This window comes from Turicibacter sp., assembly GCF_017941855.1.
Lineage (GTDB): Bacteria > Bacillota_I > Bacilli_A > MOL361 > Turicibacteraceae > Turicibacter > Turicibacter sanguinis.
Genome location: NZ_JAGAVR010000035.1, coordinates 64,313 through 83,351, shown reverse-complemented (window position 1 = coordinate 83,351; position 19,039 = coordinate 64,313). Strand labels below are relative to the sequence as shown.

Genomic DNA, 19,039 nt, shown 5'->3' with positions numbered 1-19,039 from the left:
GGATTTTTTAATGATGATGAGAAGCTTTTGAGATTAAAAATCCAATGGTTGTTGAAATCAAGTCGCGAAGTTGAATAATCCCTTCTTGATAACTTAGATTATTCGTTCGATTAGCAATCATTAAAACAATGATACAAATGATGCACACCGTTGTTGAAAACAAAATTCTAACGTGAGTTGCTTTATTCAAATTAATATCTTTATTGAATACAAACTCTTGTTTCTCATGATCTTCAGATTCTTCAGAAGGTGGCGATGCTTTTTTAGTTGAATAGCTATGAGCCATCCCAAGAATAAAACCAAAGATACTTGAGGTACTTGTTCTAAAGACAATCTGAGTGGTGGAATCTAGCGCATTAGCTGGAACAAAAATAGCATAAATCAGTTGGAAAAGAAGGAGGATTCCAATGAAAAAAATACATTTAGTGGCAAAGTCGAGGTGTCCCCATTCATACTTGAGTTTTTTATAGAGTTTATAGATGCTTGAATTTTTATTCATCGTCATCACTCCTTTATTTAAGTTACTATAGAGTATGAAGATTAAACAAAATAATAAAGTGGTAGTATCACGATATTTTAAATATGTTAAAATAAACTGAAACTATAAAAGTGAGGACTTCTATCATGAAAGAGACAATGAAAGAAATTATCAAATTTAGAGATGATCGTGGCTGGAAACCTTATCATACTCCAGAAAATTTAGCAAAATCTATTTCAATTGAAGCAGCTGAATTGTTAGAATGCTTTCAGTGGAATAATGACTTTGATGCAGAACATGTTTCTGAAGAATTAGCAGATGTGATGATTTATTGCATGCAAATGGCTGATGTATTAGAAGTAGATGTCAAAGACATTATTTTAAAGAAATTAGAAAAGAATGCGATTAAATATCCAAGTACAAAATAAAACCCGTGATTTTCACGGGTTTTATTGATGAATGGCGTAAACCATGGTTGTATAAGTTTCATAAAGGACGTAAAGTACCATACTGATTAAGAGCATTTGACTGATGAAACGTTCACCTTTGGCACCTGTTTTAAAGTTGGCGAGTTTAATTTTTTTCTTACACGGATAAAATAAGCAAACCCCTTGATGCGTGAATAAATCAAGTACAATATGTGAAATATGACCAAGCATTAAGCCGCAGGTAATAATAATATAAAACTCATTTCCGACGTCTAGTAATGGAGCGCAGGCAATTAAAACAAAAAAGAAGGCGATAGAAAGAAAGCTATGAGTCAGTGTTCGATGTTTAAAGTTTTTAGCAATGAATTTTGAGATAAAGGGAAAAAGTTTTCCCATTTGAGATCCTGTCATGTCGATATCGGGTAATAATGACCCGACGGTGGTCGCAAGACAATAAAGGGTGATAATGAAAATTTTAGAATAAAGATTAGCCTCCTCGTAATAAGGGGCAATAAAAAGATGGTGGGTCACAAGTCCGCAAAGTAGGCCACCTCGTTGATGCGTTCCGGCAGTCATAGTTAAAAGTCCTCCTGTATAAACCTGATGTCGAATTTAAAAGATTAATGTCATCTATTTTATATTATACAAGAAAAAAACGAATATTCGTTTGAATTCTATGAGGGAAATAATGGTATATTAGATATAGGGAGAGAGAGACTTGCATAAAATGAAAGGATAGTGTTAAGGTAAGAGGAGATAGAAGTCTAGAGCATTTTTTTAAGCCTCTTTTTATTAGACTATAGGATCCTCGATACAAAAGGGTTTAAGGGTTTAAGAACTGATTATGATTTTAAAATGTTGCGTCTTAGTATTTTGTTTGAGCAACCCAACATAACTGCTAAGGAACAATCGTTTTGTATCGGGATAGATAATGAAGTGAGAGTGATGTTTCATGAATTTAGAAGAAGAGTTAACGGGTTTAAATGACGCACAATCTGAGGTCGTTTCTAACCTAAATGATAATTTATTAGTCATGGCTCCGGCAGGAACAGGGAAGACGAAAGTTATTTCATTACGAGTAGCGGGATTTATTAATCAGGGGATTGAGGCGAAAGAGATATTGTGCTTAACCTTTACGAATAAAGCTTGTCATGAATTAGCAGAACGATTGCTAAAAGTAACGAATGGGTTGGCCAAAGAGGTTTTCGTTAAAACGTTTCATAGTTTTTGTTTTCAACTCATTAAAGAAGAAGCGAAAAACTTCGGTAAGATTTCGCGTGATTTTTCGGTGATGGATGAAGAGGATGGAAAGTTTTTAGTGCGTCAGTTAATGAAAGATGATTATGTCATTGCCGATTTGGCCTATCAATATTTGCAAGAATTGAAACTATATCGCTTAATGATTCCAAAAGCGTATCGTGACGATTATAAAAGAGTGGTCGCCTCTTTTCATCAATCTGAAAAAGCACAAAAACTTCAATATTCGAATAGAAGAAGTGATGCTGGAGCATATACCCTTGGATTTTTAGCTCAGTATGGTTGTTGGTTATATGAAACATATCAAACGTATCTTCTTGAAAATCACCTTGTTGACTTTAATGATTTGATTGTTTATGCTAGCGAATTACTAGAAGATGAGGAGATTTTAGAACGTTGGCGTGAGCGATTTAAGGTGGTGATGGTAGATGAAGTACAAGATACCTCCCAATTTGAATATCAACTGATTGAAAAATTAGCAAAAGGAAAGCAATTTAGTGTTTTTGGGGATTTCAATCAAACCATTTATGAGTGGCGTGATTCAAATCCAGAACTGATTTTGTCACAAATTATGACGACATTTAATCCAAAACGATTGGAGTTATCCCTAAATTATCGGTCTTTGAAACGATTAGTTCAAATGAGTGCCAATTATTTAGAAAATGCGAAAAAAGCACGCTTAATTAATCCGAGGCTATCCCCACGCGTGATTGAGGCAGCGAATGAGGAAGTGGGAGGTCGGCCTGTCTTTTATGAAGCACAGACCCAACAAGAGGAAATGGATTTTATTATCGATCACCTAAAGCATTATCGATTAGATGACCTCGCTAATACTGTGATTCTAACGCGAACAAATAAGCAAAATATTCAAGTTTCAAATTTTTTAAGAAATGTGGGGATTCCCTGTTATTTGATTGAAGATTTAAGTTTATTTAGACGCAAAGTCGTAAAAGACTTACTTGCCTTTGTCAAATTTCAACTTAATCCATTTGATCATTTATCACTTGAACGATTGTTGCCACTTATTTGTCCTGAGGTATCTCCTGAGTTATTTAATCAAACGTATCGTCAACGATATGTTAGTTATGGGATGAGAATGATTGATTTGTTTCAAGAAGCTGCTTATGAGTATGAAGAACCGTATGGATTATTAAAGAAGCAGTTTGAAAAGGGACGAATTGTCATTTTTGATGTGGAATCAACGGGTCTTGATGTGACTCAAGATGAAGTTATTCAAATTGCAGCTATTGAATTGGTGAATGGTGAGTATACTCGTTCATTTGAACGATTTATTAAACCGAGCCACTCGGTTGGAGACTCAGCTTTGGTGCACGGATTTAGTGATGACTATTTAAACGAACATGGCGAAGAGGCGAGAGAAGTCTTTTTACAGTTTCAAGCGTTTGTAGAAGGCGCTTTATTGATTGGTCATAATGTTCAATATGATTTAAAAATTGTGAGTAGTCAGATGAATCGTTTAGGTCTGATGTTTGAAAATTCAATGGGCTATTATGATACCTTAGATATTGTTAGGCGCCTGTATCCAGATTTGAAAAATCATAAGTTAGATACCGTCAGCGCCTATGTTGGTGTGAGTCATGAGCCGACGCATAATGCGATGGATGATATTTTAGCAACAAAAGATGTGCTCGTTAAAAGTATGGATTTGTTAATGACGCATCATGAAAACCGTAAAAAAGTCATGAAATTTTATGAACCTCATTTATGGGGAGCGATTCAAAGGTTAAAAGAAATTCAAGACTGTTTTGAAACACAGCCGCCACATGTTGCGATGAAAGGTTTAATAGATGCTTTTGAGTGTGAGGATGAAGCACATAAGCAAAGTATCATAGAGTTACTTAATTACATTGAGGCGACCTATCATCGCCTGCATCATACGAATCCACATCAACCAAATTTAGAAATTTGGATTCAAATGCTTAATTTGATGGCGTTATCAAGCAGTGAACTTGATCGTGTCATGAAAGAGGAAAATAAGCTTGCAATTATTACGGTGCATCAGTCAAAGGGGCTTGAGTTTGATCATGTGATTATTCCATTTATGAGTCAGGGGATGTTCCCGCTCGATTTTGATGGGATTAATCAAGAGGAAGAATGCCGATTATTTTATGTTGCGATGACTCGTGCGAAGCAGAGCTTATTATTGACGCGCCATATGAAAGAAACCTCTTCATCTAGAAGGGTGAAAGAGCGAAGTCAATTTATATCGTTTTTATATTCATAAAGAAGAATGAGCCAAAAAGTATGAATGAAAGGGTTAAACGATTATTTGAAATAAAAAAGAGTCTCAGTTACCTGAGACTCTTTTTTATTCTGTCACTTTGTCAACAACGATGAAGGGTTGTAATTGATAAGGTTTAGGTGCGACTTTACGATCTTGCCACATATAGAAGAAGCGTTCAAGTGGAAAAATAGCATATCCATCTTGCCAATGGTCTGATGTATCATAAGGATCAGCAAAAATTAAGGTATCATCTCCAATACTTGGTGTTCCATTGTTATCATATCCAATAATAGAGACCCAATGACCATCCCAGTCTCCCCATTCAACCATAACGGGTCTTCCTGCTTTTAAGTGTCCTGTTAGCCATGTGACGAAGTAAGAATCTTTAGCATCGTCAACCCAAGCTTCAGTATCGTCACTATTTTCTGAAGCGTATAAAGATGATGAAGAGAAGGTCGGTTTTAGATTTCCGATATTAGAAGGGGTTGCTCCATCCTCTTCGCTTACCAAGTCAGCCTCGGTATAATCAGCGCGATAACTTGTTTCTAATACTTTAAATCCTTCTAAATTAGAAAAGAAGTTGTACATGTCTTCAACGGTTGTGCCATATTCATGAAAGTTATTAGCACTTCCAGGAAGAGCGCCTTCCGTATCATCGTCAACACTTGAACCCATGGCAAGTGCGATATCCCATTCTGTTAAATCAGTTTTTCCCATATTCCAAAGTGTCATTAAAGAAACGGCGTTTCCACATGACCATTCCGTTGTTTGTTGCATCGTTTTAAAACCTTCAATGAGGGTTAAGGTTTCGTCTGATTTTAATCGATAAAAATCGGGATTAACATAAAATCGTGAAGTAGCGTTATCACCTAAAAAGTTATAAGAATCTGCTCCCCCCAATTCATCGTAATCTTCTCCCTCAATAAAATCTGGTTTTAATTTAACTGTCTCAGAAACGGTTTTAACTGCCTCCTCTTCAAGTGGTTCAATGGCAGGTATTTCATTTTGATTTTGGCATCCTGTCATCACCCCTAATGCCATAATTAAAGTTAATAATGAAATTTTTTTCAAAAGTAATCATCCTTTCAAATTTTGATTTTCGTAATTTTATTCAACATTATGTTTAGTATTTATAAACTTTTTGAGCAAAAATAAAATGTTTAGATGAGAATCATCGAAACAAAAGAGAGGGGGAATAGCTAATTTATTAACGTTTTATTGCTCATTAATCATATATTAAACGATTTTTAAGGATAAATCAATCATTTTTATTTAAAAAATTCATAATTTTTTACAATTTATATAAGTAAACATTTAGATTATTATTTTTGTTCTACAAATGGAGAAGTTTCATCTCAAGAGATGAATAAAAAGAAGTAAAAAAAGTAAAATTGTTTTAATTGAATTGGTAGATTTATAATCTTAGTTATTGTATGATTAGCTATAAAGCATTGATTTTTGCGATGTAGATTTAAAAAGTAAGGACGATGGTAGATGAATGATAATTACCAAGCATTTTATTGGAGTAAGCTTGATAATGTGGCGAAGTTATATTCACTCGTATCGAGTACAAAGGCAACAAATGTATTCCGAATTTCGGTCAAAATGACAGAACCAATTCAAGCGGATTACTTATCAGAAGCTGTCGTGGGGGCACTTCTTGAAATGCCATCATTTAGTGTACGTCTAAGGATGGGAATTTTTTGGTACTACTTTGATATGAATATTCAAAAACCAAGAGTTCGTAAAGAGTTTACGTATCCATGTTCAAAAATGACGAAGTACACTAATAATGGTTATTTATTTAATGTCACCTATTATGAAAACATGATGCATCTAGAAGTTTTTCATGCTTTGGCTGATGGAGCAGGCGCATTACAGTTTTTACAGGTTCTATTGTATCAATATTTAAAAAGAGTTTATCCTAATTCAGTCAATCAACATTTACAGTTAATGAGTGACCAACAATCTCAACGTGCAATGGATGAGGACAGTTTTTTAAAAGTTGTGTCGGATCGAGATGGAAAAGTTATTCCAACGACTTCTAAAGCATATAAAATACTAGGAATTAAAAAACGTCCTCAAGAATTAAAAGTGATTCATGGAATGATGCCAGCAAAACAGATTGTTAAATTATCAAAACAATATGGCGTTAGTATGTCTTGTTTTTTATCTTCTTTATTAATTTATTCGATTTATATGGAAAATGAGAAATTCACAAAGAATAAGCGACCAATTACGGTGACAATTCCATTTGATTTAAGAGCCCGTTTTGAGTCAAATACTGTGCGTAATTTCTTTTCTAATGTGACGGTATCGGTTAATGTTTTAGAGGAGATGAGTTTTGAAGATATTTTAAAGCAGGTATCCATTCAATTAATTGAGGGGCAAGATCAACAAGTTGTGACGCATAAAATTAAAGATAATGTGAGTGCTCAAGAAAATTTAGCCATCCGTTTTGCTCCACTGTTTATCAAAAATACGGTGATGAGACAAATTTATTTAAAGGCCGATCAAGGGGTGACAACCACGTTATCGAATCTTGGGCGTATTGTCTTTTTAGATGAAATTTCACAGTATGTCGATCAAGTACGCGTCATGCTTCCGGTGACACCACATCAACGAATTCGTTGTGGGGTTTGTTCATTTAAGGAGACGTTAGTCGTTAGTTTTACATCATCATTAGAAGAAACTGATATTCAACGATTCTTCTTTAGATTTTTAAAAGATCAGAAAGTTGAAATTACAATTTCATGTAACGAGGAAATAAATAATGAGATATTGTTCTAAATGTCAAATGAATGTAGAAAATGAATTGAAAAGATGTCCTTTATGTGGGGAAATATTGGACTTAGTTGAAATTGAAGTGGTTCGAGATTATCCATCCCGATTTGCAAAGAAACGTCGCGTGCCGATTCGTAAACTGATTGTATTTATGGCCATGGTGATTATTTCGTATTCTTTTATCATCGGAATTTTTCATGATTTTAATTGGAATTGGGTCTTTATTATTGTGTGTTCTACTTTATATTTGTCAGTGAGTGTTATTATTGGCTTAAGAGTGAAAAAAAATATTGGACCAAATATTTTGACGCATGTCTTTGGTGGAACTGTATTTGCCGTTATTTTAGATTATTTACTTGGCTATCAAGGGTGGTCATTGAATTTTGTGTTTCCATTAGCACTGATGGCAGGAACATCTGTCTTTACATTGTTAATTATTTTAAGACCAAAGCGTTTTACAGATTTTGCAAGTTATCAGTTACTGCTTGGGGGTATTGGATTGTTTTTATTAATGCTCGTTTATTTTGAGTTAATTAGTTTTCCAGCGGTTGCAGTGGTTGCAGGATATTACGCCTTAATAACATGTGTTGGGATGTTTATGTTTGCTGATCGTAAACTGATTCATGAAATAAAAAAGAAATTTCATTATTAAAAAGACTTTACATTCCATAAAATGGATGGTATAGTATCCGTAAGTTAAAAAAGAAATAAAAATGGATTCCTTATCAAGAGAAGTGGAGGGACAGGCCCTATGAAGCTTCAGCAACCGGTACAGTCGTACACGGTGCTAAATCCGACAGATTAATTCTGGCAGATGAGGAGCGCGAGTTGTAAGTTAGACTAAGCGTTCTTCAAATTTTTGAAGGATGACTTAGTTTTTTTATTAATTAAATATAAAACCTTATCAAGAGAAGTGGAGGGACAGGCCCTATGAAGCTTCAGCAACCGGTACAGTTGTACACGGTGCTAAATCCGACAGATTGATTCTGGGAGATGAGGGGATTGTTTATTAGAGGACTCTAATGAGACGGACCCCAGCTTTTGATAAGGGGTCCGTTTTTTTATTTCAACTGACAAGGAGGGAGATAGAAGATGATTGAGTTAAGACAGGTAAGTAAGAACTTTGAAAGTCAAGGGCAAGTGGTTAAAGCTTTACAAAATATAAATTTAAGGGTGAATAGAGGTGAAATCTTTGGAATCATTGGGTATAGTGGAGCAGGAAAAAGTACGTTAATCCGATGCTTGAATTATTTAGAAATTCCAACAGAGGGAGAAGTGTTGATTAATAATTTGGTTCTGGGGCAATTGAATGCGAAGCAATTAAGAGAGGCTAGACGAAAAATCGGAATGATTTTTCAACATTTTAATCTCATGAAATCACGTAATGTTTATGAAAATATTGCTTATCCGCTAAAAGGTCAAGGATTGAATCGTGATGAAATAAAGGAGAAGGTTGATCGTTTATTAAAGCTTGTTGGATTAGAGGAAAAGGCTAATGTCTACCCTAATCAGTTGAGTGGGGGTCAAAAACAACGTGTGGCAATTGCTCGGGCATTGGCAAATGATCCAGAAGTGTTGCTTTGTGATGAGGCGACATCAGCTCTTGATCCTCAAACGACTAAATCGATTCTTAGGTTGTTAAAAGAAATTAATGAACGGTTAGGAATTACGATGGTATTGATTACGCATCAAATGGAGGTTGTTAAAGATATTTGTCATCAAGTGGCGGTGATGGAAGAAGGTGAAATTGTTGAAGTAGGACCTATAGTTGATGTTTTTTCAAATCCTAAAGCAACTATTACAAAGGATTTTGTGGCCAATGTATTTCAGGATGAACGGATTTTTGAGTTATTAGAGTCGAGAGGTTCGTTTGAAGAATTAACAAAACTTGAAAAACTTGTGAAGATTTCATTTGTTGGACAACAGACAGGTAAAGCCTTTATTTCTAATATTTCAAAGTTGTTTGATATTGAGGCGAGTATTTTATTTGGAAGTGTGGAGATGATACAAAAAACGCCCATTGGGCATCTAATTGTCAGTTTACATGGCGATGAGAAATTGATGAGTCAGGCACTACAGTATTTAAATGATAATCAGATTAAAGTGGAGGTGTTAAGTGATGGTCGAGTTCTTTAATCAAATTTGTCCAAATGTGGTCGAGTATTTTCCTGATTTATTAAAAGCACTTAACGAAACGTTATTAATGGTTAGTATATCGGGGATTTTTGCAACGATGATTGGATTGCCAATTGGGGTTGTTTTAGTGGTGACAAGGCAAAATCATTTGGTTGAAAATAAATGGGTCTATTATATCATCGGAAAATTAATGAATGTTTTGAGATCCATTCCTTTCATTATCTTGCTTGCGTTTATTATGCCATTTACGAAGTGGATTGTTGGCACAACGATTGGGTTAAAAGGGGCTTTAGTTCCGTTAATTGTGGGGACGACACCGTTTGTAGCGAGACAAGTTGAGTCGGCACTGTTAAATGTTGATGATGGGGTAATTGAAGCAGCAAAAGCGATGGGATCGAGTCCATTTGAAATTATCTATCGTGTCTTGTTAAAAGAAGGATTACCAAATATCATATATGCACTCACGATTACGATCGTAAGTTTGATTGGATTTTCAGCTATTGCTGGAAGTGTTGGTGGAGGTGGTCTTGGAGATTTTGCCATCCGTTATGGTTATCAATATTTTAAAGGAGACATCATGTTTGTGACTGTTGTCGTTTTACTTGTGTTAGTGTCACTAGTTCAAAGTGCCGGGGAATGGCTCCAACGGAAACTCAGTCATTAAAATAAATCATATTAGGAGGAATTGATCATGAAAAGAAAATTATTAGGGTTAGTAATGTCAGTTTGTTTAGGATTTTTATTAGTTGCATGTGGTAATGAAGTGGGAAGTGATTCGGTTATTAAGTTAGGAATTAATGGCGAAGTTAATTCCATTTGGAAAAGTGTTCAAAGTCGTCTTGCAGAAGAAGGGATTATCCTTGAGTTTGTGACTTTTAGTGATTATAACTTACCAAATACCGCACTAGCCGATGGAGAAATTGATGCGAATGCTTTTCAAACAATCGCATTTTTTGAAGAATTTAAAAGCAATCATAACTTAGATCTAACATCAATTGGATATACCGTTTTAGCCCCAATGGGAATTTACTCATCGCAATTAACGGATGTAGCACAATTACAAGAGGGAGATAAAGTGTCAATTCCAAATGATGCTTCAAATGGTGGTCGAGCTCTATTATTACTTCAAGATGCAGGTTTAATTACATTAAAAGAAGGAGTGGGGATTACGCCAACGGTGAAAGATATCATTGCCAATCCTAAAAAGTTAGAAATCGTTGAATTAGTTGCTCAACAATTACCGCGTTCATTTGAGGATGTGGCAGTCGCAGTCATTAATAATGGGGTCGCTGTTCAAGCTGGCTTATCACCACTTGATGATTCGATTTATGTTGAGAATACAGAAAGTGAAACGGTTGTAAATTACTACAATATCATTGCGGTTCGGACAGAGGATCAGGATAAAGAAGCATTAAAACGTTTAGTGGAAGTCTATCAAACGGAAGAAACTAAAAAAGCTATAGAAGAAGAATACAAAGGGGCATCGATTCCAGCATTTTAGTGAATAGGAGAGAGAACGTATGGAAAATCAAATTCGTCAATTTATAAAGGAACAAGAAGCTTATTTTATCAACCTGAGTCATCAAATCCATGAACATCCTGAAATTGCAAACGAGGAATATTTTGCGTGTGAGTTGTTAACGAATGTTTTAAAAGAAAGAGGATTTGATGTAAAGACAAATATTGCGGGGCATGAAACAGGATTTGTGTCACGATATATTGCTAAAAAACCTGGTCCGGTGATTGGTTTTTTAGCTGAGTATGATGCTTTAGCGGGACTTGGGCATGGATGTGGTCATAATATTATTGGGGTAAGTAGTGTATTAGCTGCTTGCAGTTTAGCACCTTTATTAGAATTAACTGGAGGAGAAGTCATTGTTTTTGGGACACCGGCTGAAGAAGGTGGAAATAATGGGAGTGCGAAAGCTTCGTTTGTTAGAGCGGGATTGTTTGATGATGTAGATGCTTGTATGATGATTCATCCAGGTAATAAAACAGCAATAACAACTAGCTCTTTAGCCAATCATCCCATTGAGTTTGAATTCTTTGGACGTCCCGCTCATGCAGCAGGATGTCCGGAGAAAGGAATTAATGCATTAGATGCCATGATTTTATTTTTTAGTGGGGTGAATGCTTTAAGACAACATGTAACATCTGATGTTAGAATTCATGGAATTATTACACACGGAGGAGATGCACCTAATATTATTCCAGAGTATACGAAAGCGAGATTTTATGTTCGTGCCAATACGATTGCAACCTGTGAAGAAATCACGAATAAGGTCATTCAAATAGCGAAAGGTGCGGCATTGAGTACAGGGTGTGAGGTGAAATATAATACGTATCAAAATATTGTGGAAGATTTAATTGTGTATCCCTTATTTAATGAATTATTTAAAAAGATTGCAACTGAAGTGGGATTGATTGTAGAGGACATCAATCCTAATGAATCAAAAGGTTCAACCGATGCTGGGAATGTCAGTCATGTCATTCCAACGATTCATCCATCTGTAAAAATCTGTGACTCTGAGGTAGTGACTCATACTGAGGAATTTAAGCAGGCAGCGATTTCTAAACAGGGGGATGAAGGGTTGCTTCAAAGCGCAGAAATTTTAGCTCGAATAGGATTACGATTATTAAGTGATGGTGAGTTGTTAGCACAAATTAAAGAGGAGTTTGAGTTGAATAAAGTGAGATAACATCAAAAGTTGAATTTATAGTTATATCACTAAAGCACTTGAATATAATAAAGTGATTTAATAATTATAAATTTGAAGATGAGGTGAGAGGATGGGCACTTTTTTCGAACAGTTTGGTAAGAAGGTTACTCAAACAAGTCAAGATGCGATGAAAAAGACAAAAGAATTTGCGGAAATCGCAAAATTAAACACACAGATTAGTGACGAAGAAAAACGATTAAATAAAATATATATGAATTTAGGTCGCTTATATTATCAACTTTATGGAAATCAACCTAGTTTGGAATTTAAAGATTTATGTCTAGCAATTGAAGGAAGTTTAAAGAATGTTGAGCATTATGAGGTAATGGTTAATGAATTAAGAGGGATTAAACGTTGTGAATCTTGTGGGACAGAAATGCCGATTGATTCAACGTTTTGTCAAACGTGTGGAAGTCGCTTAAATGAAGAAAGAGGAAGTGTCGTTGCTGTTGTTTGTGCTAAATGTGGAATGGAAAATGGAGCACAAGCTACATCTTGTATTGGTTGTGGGCAACCTTTATAAAAGAAAAATCCCCGGTGATACCTTTCACCGGGGATTTTTCTATATTACCATTGGAATTCTTTCCAATCTTCCGCGTATTTAGAGAATAATTCGTTAACTGCTTTACCAATTTCAGCGTATTCTTCATCTTTTAAGTTAGCTAAGGAAACACGGATTGACCAAGATGGCCCTTCGAATCCACTACCGTTTAATAAGACGATACTGTATCGATCGGCTAATTCGAATAAGAATTCTAATGGGTTACGTTTTTCTTTTAAGTATTTAACGAACTCCTCACCGTATTTTAATTTTGCCCAAACAAGAAGGTCAATTTCATTGTAGTATGACGTACTATATGGATCTTCTTTATAAGATAAGTTATCAAAGTTATCATATAGTAAATGTTTACGACGACGGCAAATTTCTTTCGTTTGTTCTTTGTAAACATTTTCTTTATCTAATAAGGCAAAGATAGAGAAGATTGCCATTTGGACCTGACAAGGAGTGGATAATCCAGCAGTGTGGTTAAGTGCAACCTGACGGCTATCTGCTACGATACGATCGATAAATGGAATATTATCTGGATCAGTTGTTAAGGCGCCATAACGTTCACGTAAAATATCTTTTTCATCTTCTGGTAATTTGTTGATTAAGTGATTGAAGACATTGTCTTTTTCTAATGCGATAACCCCTAAACGCCAACCAGTGACACCGAAGTATTTAGAGTACGAATAAACTCCTAATGTGTTGTAAGGAAGGGTACACATTAATGATTTGAAATCGTTAGAGAATGTACCATATACGTCATCGGTAACAATCATTAAATCTGGATTTTGACGTTGTACGACTGATTTTAAGTAATACATAGACTCTTCGTTGATTGCAACTGACGGTGGATTACTTGGGTTAACAACACAAGCTAATTTGATGCTAGTATCTGCTAATTTATCTAACTCTTCTTGCGGATATTGCCAAGTATGACGGCCTTCTTCACTAATTTCTGAAGCATAAATTTTTACGATATCGAAATGATAACGAGGTAAGTTAGCAATTTCTACATAAGGGGTAAAGATTGGAACGAATAAGGCGATTTTATCTCCTGGAGATAAAATGCGGTTGGCAATTAGTGAGTCGAAGATATAGCACATTGCGGCTGTACCACCTTCAACAGCGTATAATTGGTGAGTAGATGTTTCGGGATTCCCACCCATTTCTTTAATCACATAATCTTTCACAACTTGTTCGATATGGATTAACATACGATCAGGAACTGGGTAGTTGTCACCGATAATAGCATCAACTAATTCAAATACCCAAGAATCTGGATCAAATCCTTTATCTTTAATACCATATTCAATGATGTTAGATAGTAATTCAATACCAGGAGCATCTTTATGATTTCTTACATAAGAGGTGAATCGCTCATAAATTCCTGGTTTTTCAGGCATACCAGCTAAATCTTTTTCATGCCAAGTACGTTGTGTTTCTTCAACGGCGAATTGTCCAAGAGTGAAGAAGGCTTGACGTGGAGTGGCAGCTGTCCAGTTAGGATTTCCGCGTCCTGCATTGAGCATAATACGGACACCTTTTTGTTCAGATTGTTTAGCCATATGAATTAACTCATCTTTTAATTCAAATGGGCTTAAGTGTTGTACTCTTTCAATGATATCATTGATTTTTTTACGCTTAACTTCAGCTCGTGTAGTCATACAAAACTTCCTTTCAAATTTTGTTTCAAGATATTAATAAGGTTAGGAGAAGAAAATAATAACCAAGGATCCCCAAACAGTTAATAAGATATTACCAACAGCGTAAGGAACGGTGTATCCAAGTACGGGTGCATTACTTTCAGCTTTCTCAGTAATAGCCCCAATTGCCGCTGTTGTTGTTAAAGCTCCTGCAGTTGCTCCTAGAGCAATTGGAGCTGAAAATTTGAATACATATTTTCCAAGAAAAATTCCCGCGAATGTTGGAATAAGTGTCACCACCACACCTGCTAAGAAGAAACTGATCCCTGATGATCTTAAACCAGAAACGAACCCTGGACCGGCATTAATACCGACAACAGCAACGAAAGCAGCAAGACCAACATTACTTAAGAACCAAGCAGTTCCTTTTGGAATACGACCAATGGTCGGACGACGAGAATGAATTAGTCCAAAGATTAATCCCATAATCAAAGCCCCACCACTTGTAGATAAGCTGATTCCAACATGGCCAATCGTGAGCGCCGGTATCCCAATTAATCCACCAATTAAAATCCCTAAACCAACGAAAATCATATCCGTTTCATCTGAATCACGTGCTGGTTTTCCGATTTTGTACGCTAAAGCTTCTACATCATCAACAGGTCCTGTTAGTGTAATCACATCTTTCTTTTTAATAACTGTTTCGTTATTATAAGGGATTTCATCTCCTGTACTTTGAAGTTTAGAGATAAAAACACCACGTGTTAAAGTGTTGTGACGAACCTCACTAATTGATTTTCCAGTAATTTCACTATCTTTAACATAAACAGCCACTGTTTCAGTTGGAAAGTTAATTAACGTATAGTCTGAAATTTCTTGCCCAATCTCTAGAAGGTTAATTTTAGAGACATCTCGTTCTTTAAAAGAAAATGCAACGCGATCATTTTTTTGGATAATTTCATCCACATTTGGTCTGAAGACATCATTCCCACGTTTCATTCTCACCATAAATAGACGAATACCTTCTGTGGCAAGTTTGTGTTCAACTGCTTTTACAGTTTGTCCAATGTAGCAATCATCAATGATATAAGCGCGATAATCGACATCTCCTGCACGCGAATTTAAAAGTTTTCCTTCAAGTGCATCTTTAGACGCATTATCGATTTTTCGACTTTCTTCAGCTAAATCAACTCCATAAATTTTTGGACCCAGTGTTGAAAGAACAAAAGCGCATCCGATGGTACCAAAAATGTAAGTGACGGCGTAACCGACTGGAACGAAATCACTCATGGATTTAATATCAGCAGCTGAGACTGATAGCTGACTAATCGAATCTTGAGCAACCCCGATAACAGCAGATTGAGTTAAAGCTCCCGCTGCGAGCCCTGCGGCTTGTCCAGCGTTGTAATGAAGGATTTTTCCAACGATAATTGTTGAAATGAGTCCAATTACGCAGACGATAACTGAAAAAATAACTTGTGGAATTCCGTCTTTTTTGAGCCCTTTAAAAAATTGAGGTCCTGCATTATAACCTAGAGCAAATAAGAAAAGAAGGAAGAAAACTGATTTTACAGTGGCATCAATCGTGATGTTTAATTGCCCGATGATAACCCCTGTTACTAATACCCCAGTAACGGAACCGATTTTAAAGGTACCGATTTGGATTTTTCCTACTGCGTATCCAATGGCTAGCGTTAAAAAAAGCGTTAGTTCTGGATGTGAGCGTAATGCATCGATAAACCATGTCATAGTAACTACCTCATTTACTAGATTTTTAAAAAAATATTATTATCTGTGCTAGTAAATTTATGCTGTCTTTTAAGGATTCCCAACAATTTACTACCCAATGTTTGGTTTAAATTTGAAAATCAATATAAACTAATAAAGATATAATTTTAAAAAAGAGGTGTTTAAATGAATTTTTATTTAATGCCACATCCACCGATTATTATTCCCGCTATTGGAAAAGGGGAAGAATTAAAGCTTTATAAAACGACATTAGCGTGCAATCAAATTGCCGAGGAAATATCAAAGCTTAAACCTCAAACCATCATTATCATTACTCCCCACGGGCCGATGTTTTCAGATGCCATTTGTATTTTAGATGATGAAAAAATAGAAGGTGACTTATCGCAATTTCAATGTCATGATGTGAAGATGAGTCTAACATTCGACCGGGAGTTAAATGAATTAATTTTGAATTTAAGTCAAAACAGAAATATTCCAGTTGTCTCAGTTGATCAACATCTTTTAAAAATGTATCATCGTCGATTTCAACTAGATCACGGAGTTGTTGTTCCTCTTTACTTTATAAATGAGCAATATCGAGACTATCAATTAGTTCATATTACTTATGCTCCATTAAAAGATCGTCAACTTTATGAATTTGGAATGGTTTTACAAGAAGCAGTCAAACAATTAGACCGACAGGTTGTCATGATTGCGAGTGGTGATTTATCACATAAATTAAAAGAAGCAAACATGAAGTATGGCGAAGAGTTTGATCGCCAGTTTTTAAACCACCTAAAAAAAGGTGAGCTTTTAGAGCTTTTTGAATTAGATAAAGAAGTGGTCTACCAGGTGGCAGAGTGTGGATTACGCTCGATGAAAATTATGAGTGGTGCCATGGATGGTGGAAAGTATGAAGGTAATGTGTTAGCTTATCAATGTCCTTTTGGTGTCGGTTATGGAACGGTAAAGTTTAATTATTTAGGAGTAGGGATAAAAGGATTAAAATATATTGAGAAAAAGCCTAAAATTAAGGCAGTATCGATTTTACAGAAAGAAAATCCCTATGTTTATGTTGCACGTAAAGCGTTAGAGGATTATTTTCAACAAACTAAAACGCTGTTAACACAGGAAGATTTACCGAGTGAAATGTTTGTTAAACGGCAAGGTGTGTTTGTTTCCTTAAAAAAACAGGGTCAATTACGTGGTTGTATTGGAACCATTTTTCCAACAACTGATTGTGTAGCAACAGAAATTGTAAGAAATGCGATTGCAGCGGCAACACAAGATCCTCGTTTTATGCCAGTTGAGGAAGAGGAATTAACCGAGTTAAAGGTTTCCGTTGATGTCTTAACCGAGCCTATTTCTTGTTCTAAAGAAATGTTGAATCCTAAAAAATATGGGGTCGTTGTTAGCTGTGGAATGAAAAAAGGGGTATTATTACCTGACTTAGAGGGGATTGAAACAGTCGAGGAACAACTATCAATTGCCTGTCGTAAAGCGGGGATTGGTGAAACTGAATCTTATGAAATTGAACGATTTGAAGTGATTCGCTATCAAGAAGGTGATTAAGATGGATGCTCCTGTTTTGTTTTATAAAGGAAAAAAAGATTTAATTCAGTGCGAATTATGTTCACATCTTTGCATTTTATCGGAAGGAAAGTGGGGGAGGTGTAAAGTTCGGACGGTTCATGATGGACAATTAATTGTAACTAATTTTGGTAAAGTTACCTCAGCAGCTTTTGATCCGATTGAAAAGAAATCCTTGTATCATTTCATGCCAGGGACTTGTATTTTATCGATTGGAAGTTTTGGATGTAATATGACCTGTTCTTTTTGTCAAAATTATGAGATTTCACAACATCAACCTCATTCAAAGACTTTACCGGTTGAACAGTTATGCCAGATTCTTTCTGAACAACCCAATCATGTTGGCGTCGCGTTTACCTATAATGAACCTTTCATGTGGTATGAGTATGTCTATGAAGCCGCTAAAAAAATTAAACAAACAATGCCACATCAAAAAATTGTGATGGTCACGAATGGCTATATAAATCAATCGCCATTAATGAAGTTATTACCGTACATTGATGCCATGAATATTGATTTAAAAGGATATACCAATCAGTATTACCGTAAAATTTGTGGAGCAAAATTAAACCCAGTTCTTGAAACCATTAAGCTAGTAGCGAATAAAGTACATCTTGAAATTACAACGTTGCTAGTGAGTGATGAGAATGATTCACTTGAGGAAGTCGAGGAAATTGCAAAATTTATTGCCAGTATTAATCCTAATATTCCGTTTCATTTAAGTCGATATTTTCCCAAATATAAATTAAATCATCAAGCAACGGAAATAGAGGTGTTAATAAAGGCGAAAGCGATTGCTCGAAATTATTTGAATTATGTTTATATTGGTAATGTTGCTAATCTCAATCAAAATACTTACTGTCCCGATTGTCAGGAGTTGTTGATTGAGAGAAATTTATATGAAAGCAAAGTTTTTTTAACTGAACCCAAGTGTCCAACCTGTGGAGCAAAAATTGAAATGATATTAACTTAAAAACTAAATATTGTTAAAAAAAGTGTGTTATTTTTGACTTTTTCTCAAGAAGAAGATAAAATATTTTTTGTCTTGAGAGGAGAGATATTTATGATGAAAAAATTGGTTAATACCGCTTTTACTTACACAGTAGTTGCGTTAGTTTGTGGGGTTATTTATCGTGAGTTCACAAAAATGGTAGGATTCACAGGCCAAACGAATTTATCATTATTACATACCCACTTATTTACACTTGGAATGTTATTTTTCTTAGTGGTGTTAGCTTTAGAAGCAATCTTTAAAGTAAGTGAGCAAAAAATGTTCAAGTGGTTCTTTATTATTTATAATATTGGATTAGTTTTATCAGCAATGATGATGGCTGTTCGTGGATTTTTACAAGTTCAAGGAACAGAATTATCAAAAGCATTAAACGCTTCAATTTCTGGTATCTCTGGGATTGGACATATTGGTTTAGGGGTTGGATTAGCTTTATTCTTTATTGTTTTAAAACGAAGTGTAGCGACAAAATAA

Annotated in this window: 17 protein-coding genes and 2 riboswitches; of the genes, 12 read left to right on the top strand and 5 right to left on the bottom strand. The window is 35.3% G+C overall.

Annotation, left to right across the window (positions count from 1 at the left end; all coding sequences use genetic code 11):
• Nucleotides 1–7 precede the first annotated feature (7 nt).
• The gene (locus tag J6D32_RS05885) at nucleotides 8–499 is read right to left on the bottom strand and encodes a hypothetical protein (RefSeq protein WP_006784983.1); all 492 of its coding nucleotides are present in this window, start codon (nucleotides 497–499) and stop codon (nucleotides 8–10) included.
• Nucleotides 500–624: 125 nt separating this feature from the next.
• Here J6D32_RS05885 and J6D32_RS05880 point away from each other — a divergent pair, with 125 nt between their 5' ends.
• A complete protein-coding gene (locus tag J6D32_RS05880) occupies nucleotides 625–906 on the top strand; it encodes a nucleotide pyrophosphohydrolase (protein WP_006784984.1) in 282 nt (93 codons plus the stop codon).
• Nucleotides 907–927: 21 nt separating this feature from the next.
• Here J6D32_RS05880 and J6D32_RS05875 read toward each other — a convergent pair whose 3' ends face one another.
• Nucleotides 928–1,482: a metal-dependent hydrolase gene (locus J6D32_RS05875; RefSeq protein ID WP_006784985.1), complete on the bottom strand. Its 555-nt coding sequence runs from the start codon at nucleotides 1,480–1,482 to the stop codon at nucleotides 928–930.
• Between the two features lie 376 nt (nucleotides 1,483–1,858).
• Between J6D32_RS05875 and J6D32_RS05870 the strand changes: the two genes are divergently transcribed.
• Nucleotides 1,859–4,408 carry an ATP-dependent helicase gene (locus tag J6D32_RS05870; protein ID WP_055165067.1) on the top strand — a complete coding sequence of 850 codons (2,550 nt, stop codon included), beginning with the start codon at nucleotides 1,859–1,861 and terminating at the stop codon, nucleotides 4,406–4,408.
• An 84-nt stretch (nucleotides 4,409–4,492) separates the two neighbouring features.
• Here the strand turns inward: J6D32_RS05870 and J6D32_RS05865 are convergent, their stop codons facing one another.
• On the bottom strand, nucleotides 4,493–5,479 hold the full coding sequence (locus J6D32_RS05865) for a C39 family peptidase (RefSeq protein WP_129821192.1): 987 nt from the start codon (nucleotides 5,477–5,479) through the stop codon (nucleotides 4,493–4,495).
• Between the two features lie 423 nt (nucleotides 5,480–5,902).
• On the opposite strand from J6D32_RS05865, the gene J6D32_RS05860 reads away from it, so the two are divergent.
• The 7 genes from J6D32_RS05860 (at nucleotide 5,903) to J6D32_RS05830 (ending at nucleotide 12,571) form a co-directional block, all read left to right on the top strand.
• On the top strand, nucleotides 5,903–7,198 hold the full coding sequence (locus J6D32_RS05860; RefSeq protein ID WP_006784988.1) for a hypothetical protein: 1,296 nt from the start codon (nucleotides 5,903–5,905) through the stop codon (nucleotides 7,196–7,198).
• Nucleotides 7,182–7,844, top strand: a complete 663-nt coding sequence (locus tag J6D32_RS05855; protein ID WP_006784989.1) for a DUF6320 domain-containing protein — start codon at nucleotides 7,182–7,184, stop codon at nucleotides 7,842–7,844. The genes J6D32_RS05860 and J6D32_RS05855 overlap by 17 nt, the downstream gene beginning before the upstream one ends.
• A gap of 67 nt (nucleotides 7,845–7,911) precedes the next feature.
• Nucleotides 7,912–8,013, top strand: a riboswitch (SAM riboswitch).
• Nucleotides 8,014–8,090: 77 nt separating this feature from the next.
• A riboswitch (SAM riboswitch) is annotated at nucleotides 8,091–8,192 on the top strand.
• Nucleotides 8,193–8,284: 92 nt separating this feature from the next.
• Entirely contained in the window at nucleotides 8,285–9,328 is a 1,044-nt protein-coding gene (locus tag J6D32_RS05850; protein ID WP_055165069.1) for a methionine ABC transporter ATP-binding protein, read from the top strand.
• Nucleotides 9,312–9,992, top strand: a complete 681-nt coding sequence (locus tag J6D32_RS05845; RefSeq protein ID WP_006784991.1) for a methionine ABC transporter permease — start codon at nucleotides 9,312–9,314, stop codon at nucleotides 9,990–9,992. The genes J6D32_RS05850 and J6D32_RS05845 overlap by 17 nt, the downstream gene beginning before the upstream one ends.
• A 27-nt stretch (nucleotides 9,993–10,019) precedes the next feature.
• The gene (locus tag J6D32_RS05840; RefSeq protein ID WP_006784992.1) at nucleotides 10,020–10,829 is read left to right on the top strand and encodes a MetQ/NlpA family ABC transporter substrate-binding protein; all 810 of its coding nucleotides are present in this window, start codon (nucleotides 10,020–10,022) and stop codon (nucleotides 10,827–10,829) included.
• Between the two features lie 19 nt (nucleotides 10,830–10,848).
• Entirely contained in the window at nucleotides 10,849–12,027 is a 1,179-nt protein-coding gene (locus tag J6D32_RS05835; RefSeq protein ID WP_006784993.1) for a M20 family metallopeptidase, read from the top strand.
• A 91-nt stretch (nucleotides 12,028–12,118) separates the two neighbouring features.
• Complete coding sequence (locus J6D32_RS05830; RefSeq protein WP_006784994.1) at nucleotides 12,119–12,571, top strand: zinc ribbon domain-containing protein; 453 nt, start codon at nucleotides 12,119–12,121, stop codon at nucleotides 12,569–12,571.
• A 44-nt stretch (nucleotides 12,572–12,615) separates the two neighbouring features.
• On the opposite strand, the gene aspD is transcribed toward J6D32_RS05830, so the two are convergent.
• Both aspD and aspT read right to left on the bottom strand, forming a co-directional pair.
• Nucleotides 12,616–14,259, bottom strand: a complete 1,644-nt coding sequence (gene aspD / locus J6D32_RS05825; protein WP_006784995.1) for an aspartate 4-decarboxylase — start codon at nucleotides 14,257–14,259, stop codon at nucleotides 12,616–12,618.
• 42 nt (nucleotides 14,260–14,301) lie between these two features.
• The gene (gene aspT / locus J6D32_RS05820) at nucleotides 14,302–15,987 is read right to left on the bottom strand and encodes an aspartate-alanine antiporter (RefSeq protein ID WP_287467390.1); all 1,686 of its coding nucleotides are present in this window, start codon (nucleotides 15,985–15,987) and stop codon (nucleotides 14,302–14,304) included.
• Nucleotides 15,988–16,152: 165 nt separating this feature from the next.
• Between aspT and amrA the strand changes: the two genes are divergently transcribed.
• The 3 genes from amrA to J6D32_RS05805 all read left to right on the top strand — a co-directional run bounded on the left by amrA (nucleotide 16,153) and on the right by J6D32_RS05805 (nucleotide 19,039).
• Nucleotides 16,153–17,538: an AmmeMemoRadiSam system protein A gene (gene amrA, locus J6D32_RS05815; RefSeq protein ID WP_055165075.1), complete on the top strand. Its 1,386-nt coding sequence runs from the start codon at nucleotides 16,153–16,155 to the stop codon at nucleotides 17,536–17,538.
• Nucleotide 17,539: 1 nt separating this feature from the next.
• Entirely contained in the window at nucleotides 17,540–18,529 is a 990-nt protein-coding gene (gene amrS, locus J6D32_RS05810) for an AmmeMemoRadiSam system radical SAM enzyme (RefSeq protein ID WP_287467388.1), read from the top strand.
• 90 nt (nucleotides 18,530–18,619) lie between these two features.
• The gene (locus J6D32_RS05805; protein ID WP_006784999.1) at nucleotides 18,620–19,039 is read left to right on the top strand and encodes a DUF2871 domain-containing protein; all 420 of its coding nucleotides are present in this window, start codon (nucleotides 18,620–18,622) and stop codon (nucleotides 19,037–19,039) included.

Excerpts from the sequence above, each read along its gene's own strand:
- J6D32_RS05885 (WP_006784983.1), bottom strand. The coding sequence starts at position 499 with ATGAATAAAAATTCAAGCATCTATAAACTCTATAAAAAACTCAAGTAT.
- J6D32_RS05880 (WP_006784984.1), top strand. The coding sequence starts at position 625 with ATGAAAGAGACAATGAAAGAAATTATCAAATTTAGAGATGATCGTGGC.
- J6D32_RS05875 (WP_006784985.1), bottom strand. The coding sequence starts at position 1,482 with ATGACTGCCGGAACGCATCAACGAGGTGGCCTACTTTGCGGACTTGTG.
- J6D32_RS05870 (WP_055165067.1), top strand. The coding sequence starts at position 1,859 with ATGAATTTAGAAGAAGAGTTAACGGGTTTAAATGACGCACAATCTGAG.
- J6D32_RS05860 (WP_006784988.1), top strand. The coding sequence starts at position 5,903 with ATGAATGATAATTACCAAGCATTTTATTGGAGTAAGCTTGATAATGTG.
- J6D32_RS05855 (WP_006784989.1), top strand. The coding sequence starts at position 7,182 with ATGAGATATTGTTCTAAATGTCAAATGAATGTAGAAAATGAATTGAAA.
- J6D32_RS05850 (WP_055165069.1), top strand. The coding sequence starts at position 8,285 with ATGATTGAGTTAAGACAGGTAAGTAAGAACTTTGAAAGTCAAGGGCAA.
- J6D32_RS05845 (WP_006784991.1), top strand. The coding sequence starts at position 9,312 with ATGGTCGAGTTCTTTAATCAAATTTGTCCAAATGTGGTCGAGTATTTT.
- J6D32_RS05840 (WP_006784992.1), top strand. The coding sequence starts at position 10,020 with ATGAAAAGAAAATTATTAGGGTTAGTAATGTCAGTTTGTTTAGGATTT.
- J6D32_RS05835 (WP_006784993.1), top strand. The coding sequence starts at position 10,849 with ATGGAAAATCAAATTCGTCAATTTATAAAGGAACAAGAAGCTTATTTT.
- J6D32_RS05830 (WP_006784994.1), top strand. The coding sequence starts at position 12,119 with ATGGGCACTTTTTTCGAACAGTTTGGTAAGAAGGTTACTCAAACAAGT.
- aspD (WP_006784995.1), bottom strand. The coding sequence starts at position 14,259 with ATGACTACACGAGCTGAAGTTAAGCGTAAAAAAATCAATGATATCATT.
- aspT (WP_287467390.1), bottom strand. The coding sequence starts at position 15,987 with ATGACATGGTTTATCGATGCATTACGCTCACATCCAGAACTAACGCTT.
- amrA (WP_055165075.1), top strand. The coding sequence starts at position 16,153 with ATGAATTTTTATTTAATGCCACATCCACCGATTATTATTCCCGCTATT.
- amrS (WP_287467388.1), top strand. The coding sequence starts at position 17,540 with ATGGATGCTCCTGTTTTGTTTTATAAAGGAAAAAAAGATTTAATTCAG.
- J6D32_RS05805 (WP_006784999.1), top strand. The coding sequence starts at position 18,620 with ATGATGAAAAAATTGGTTAATACCGCTTTTACTTACACAGTAGTTGCG.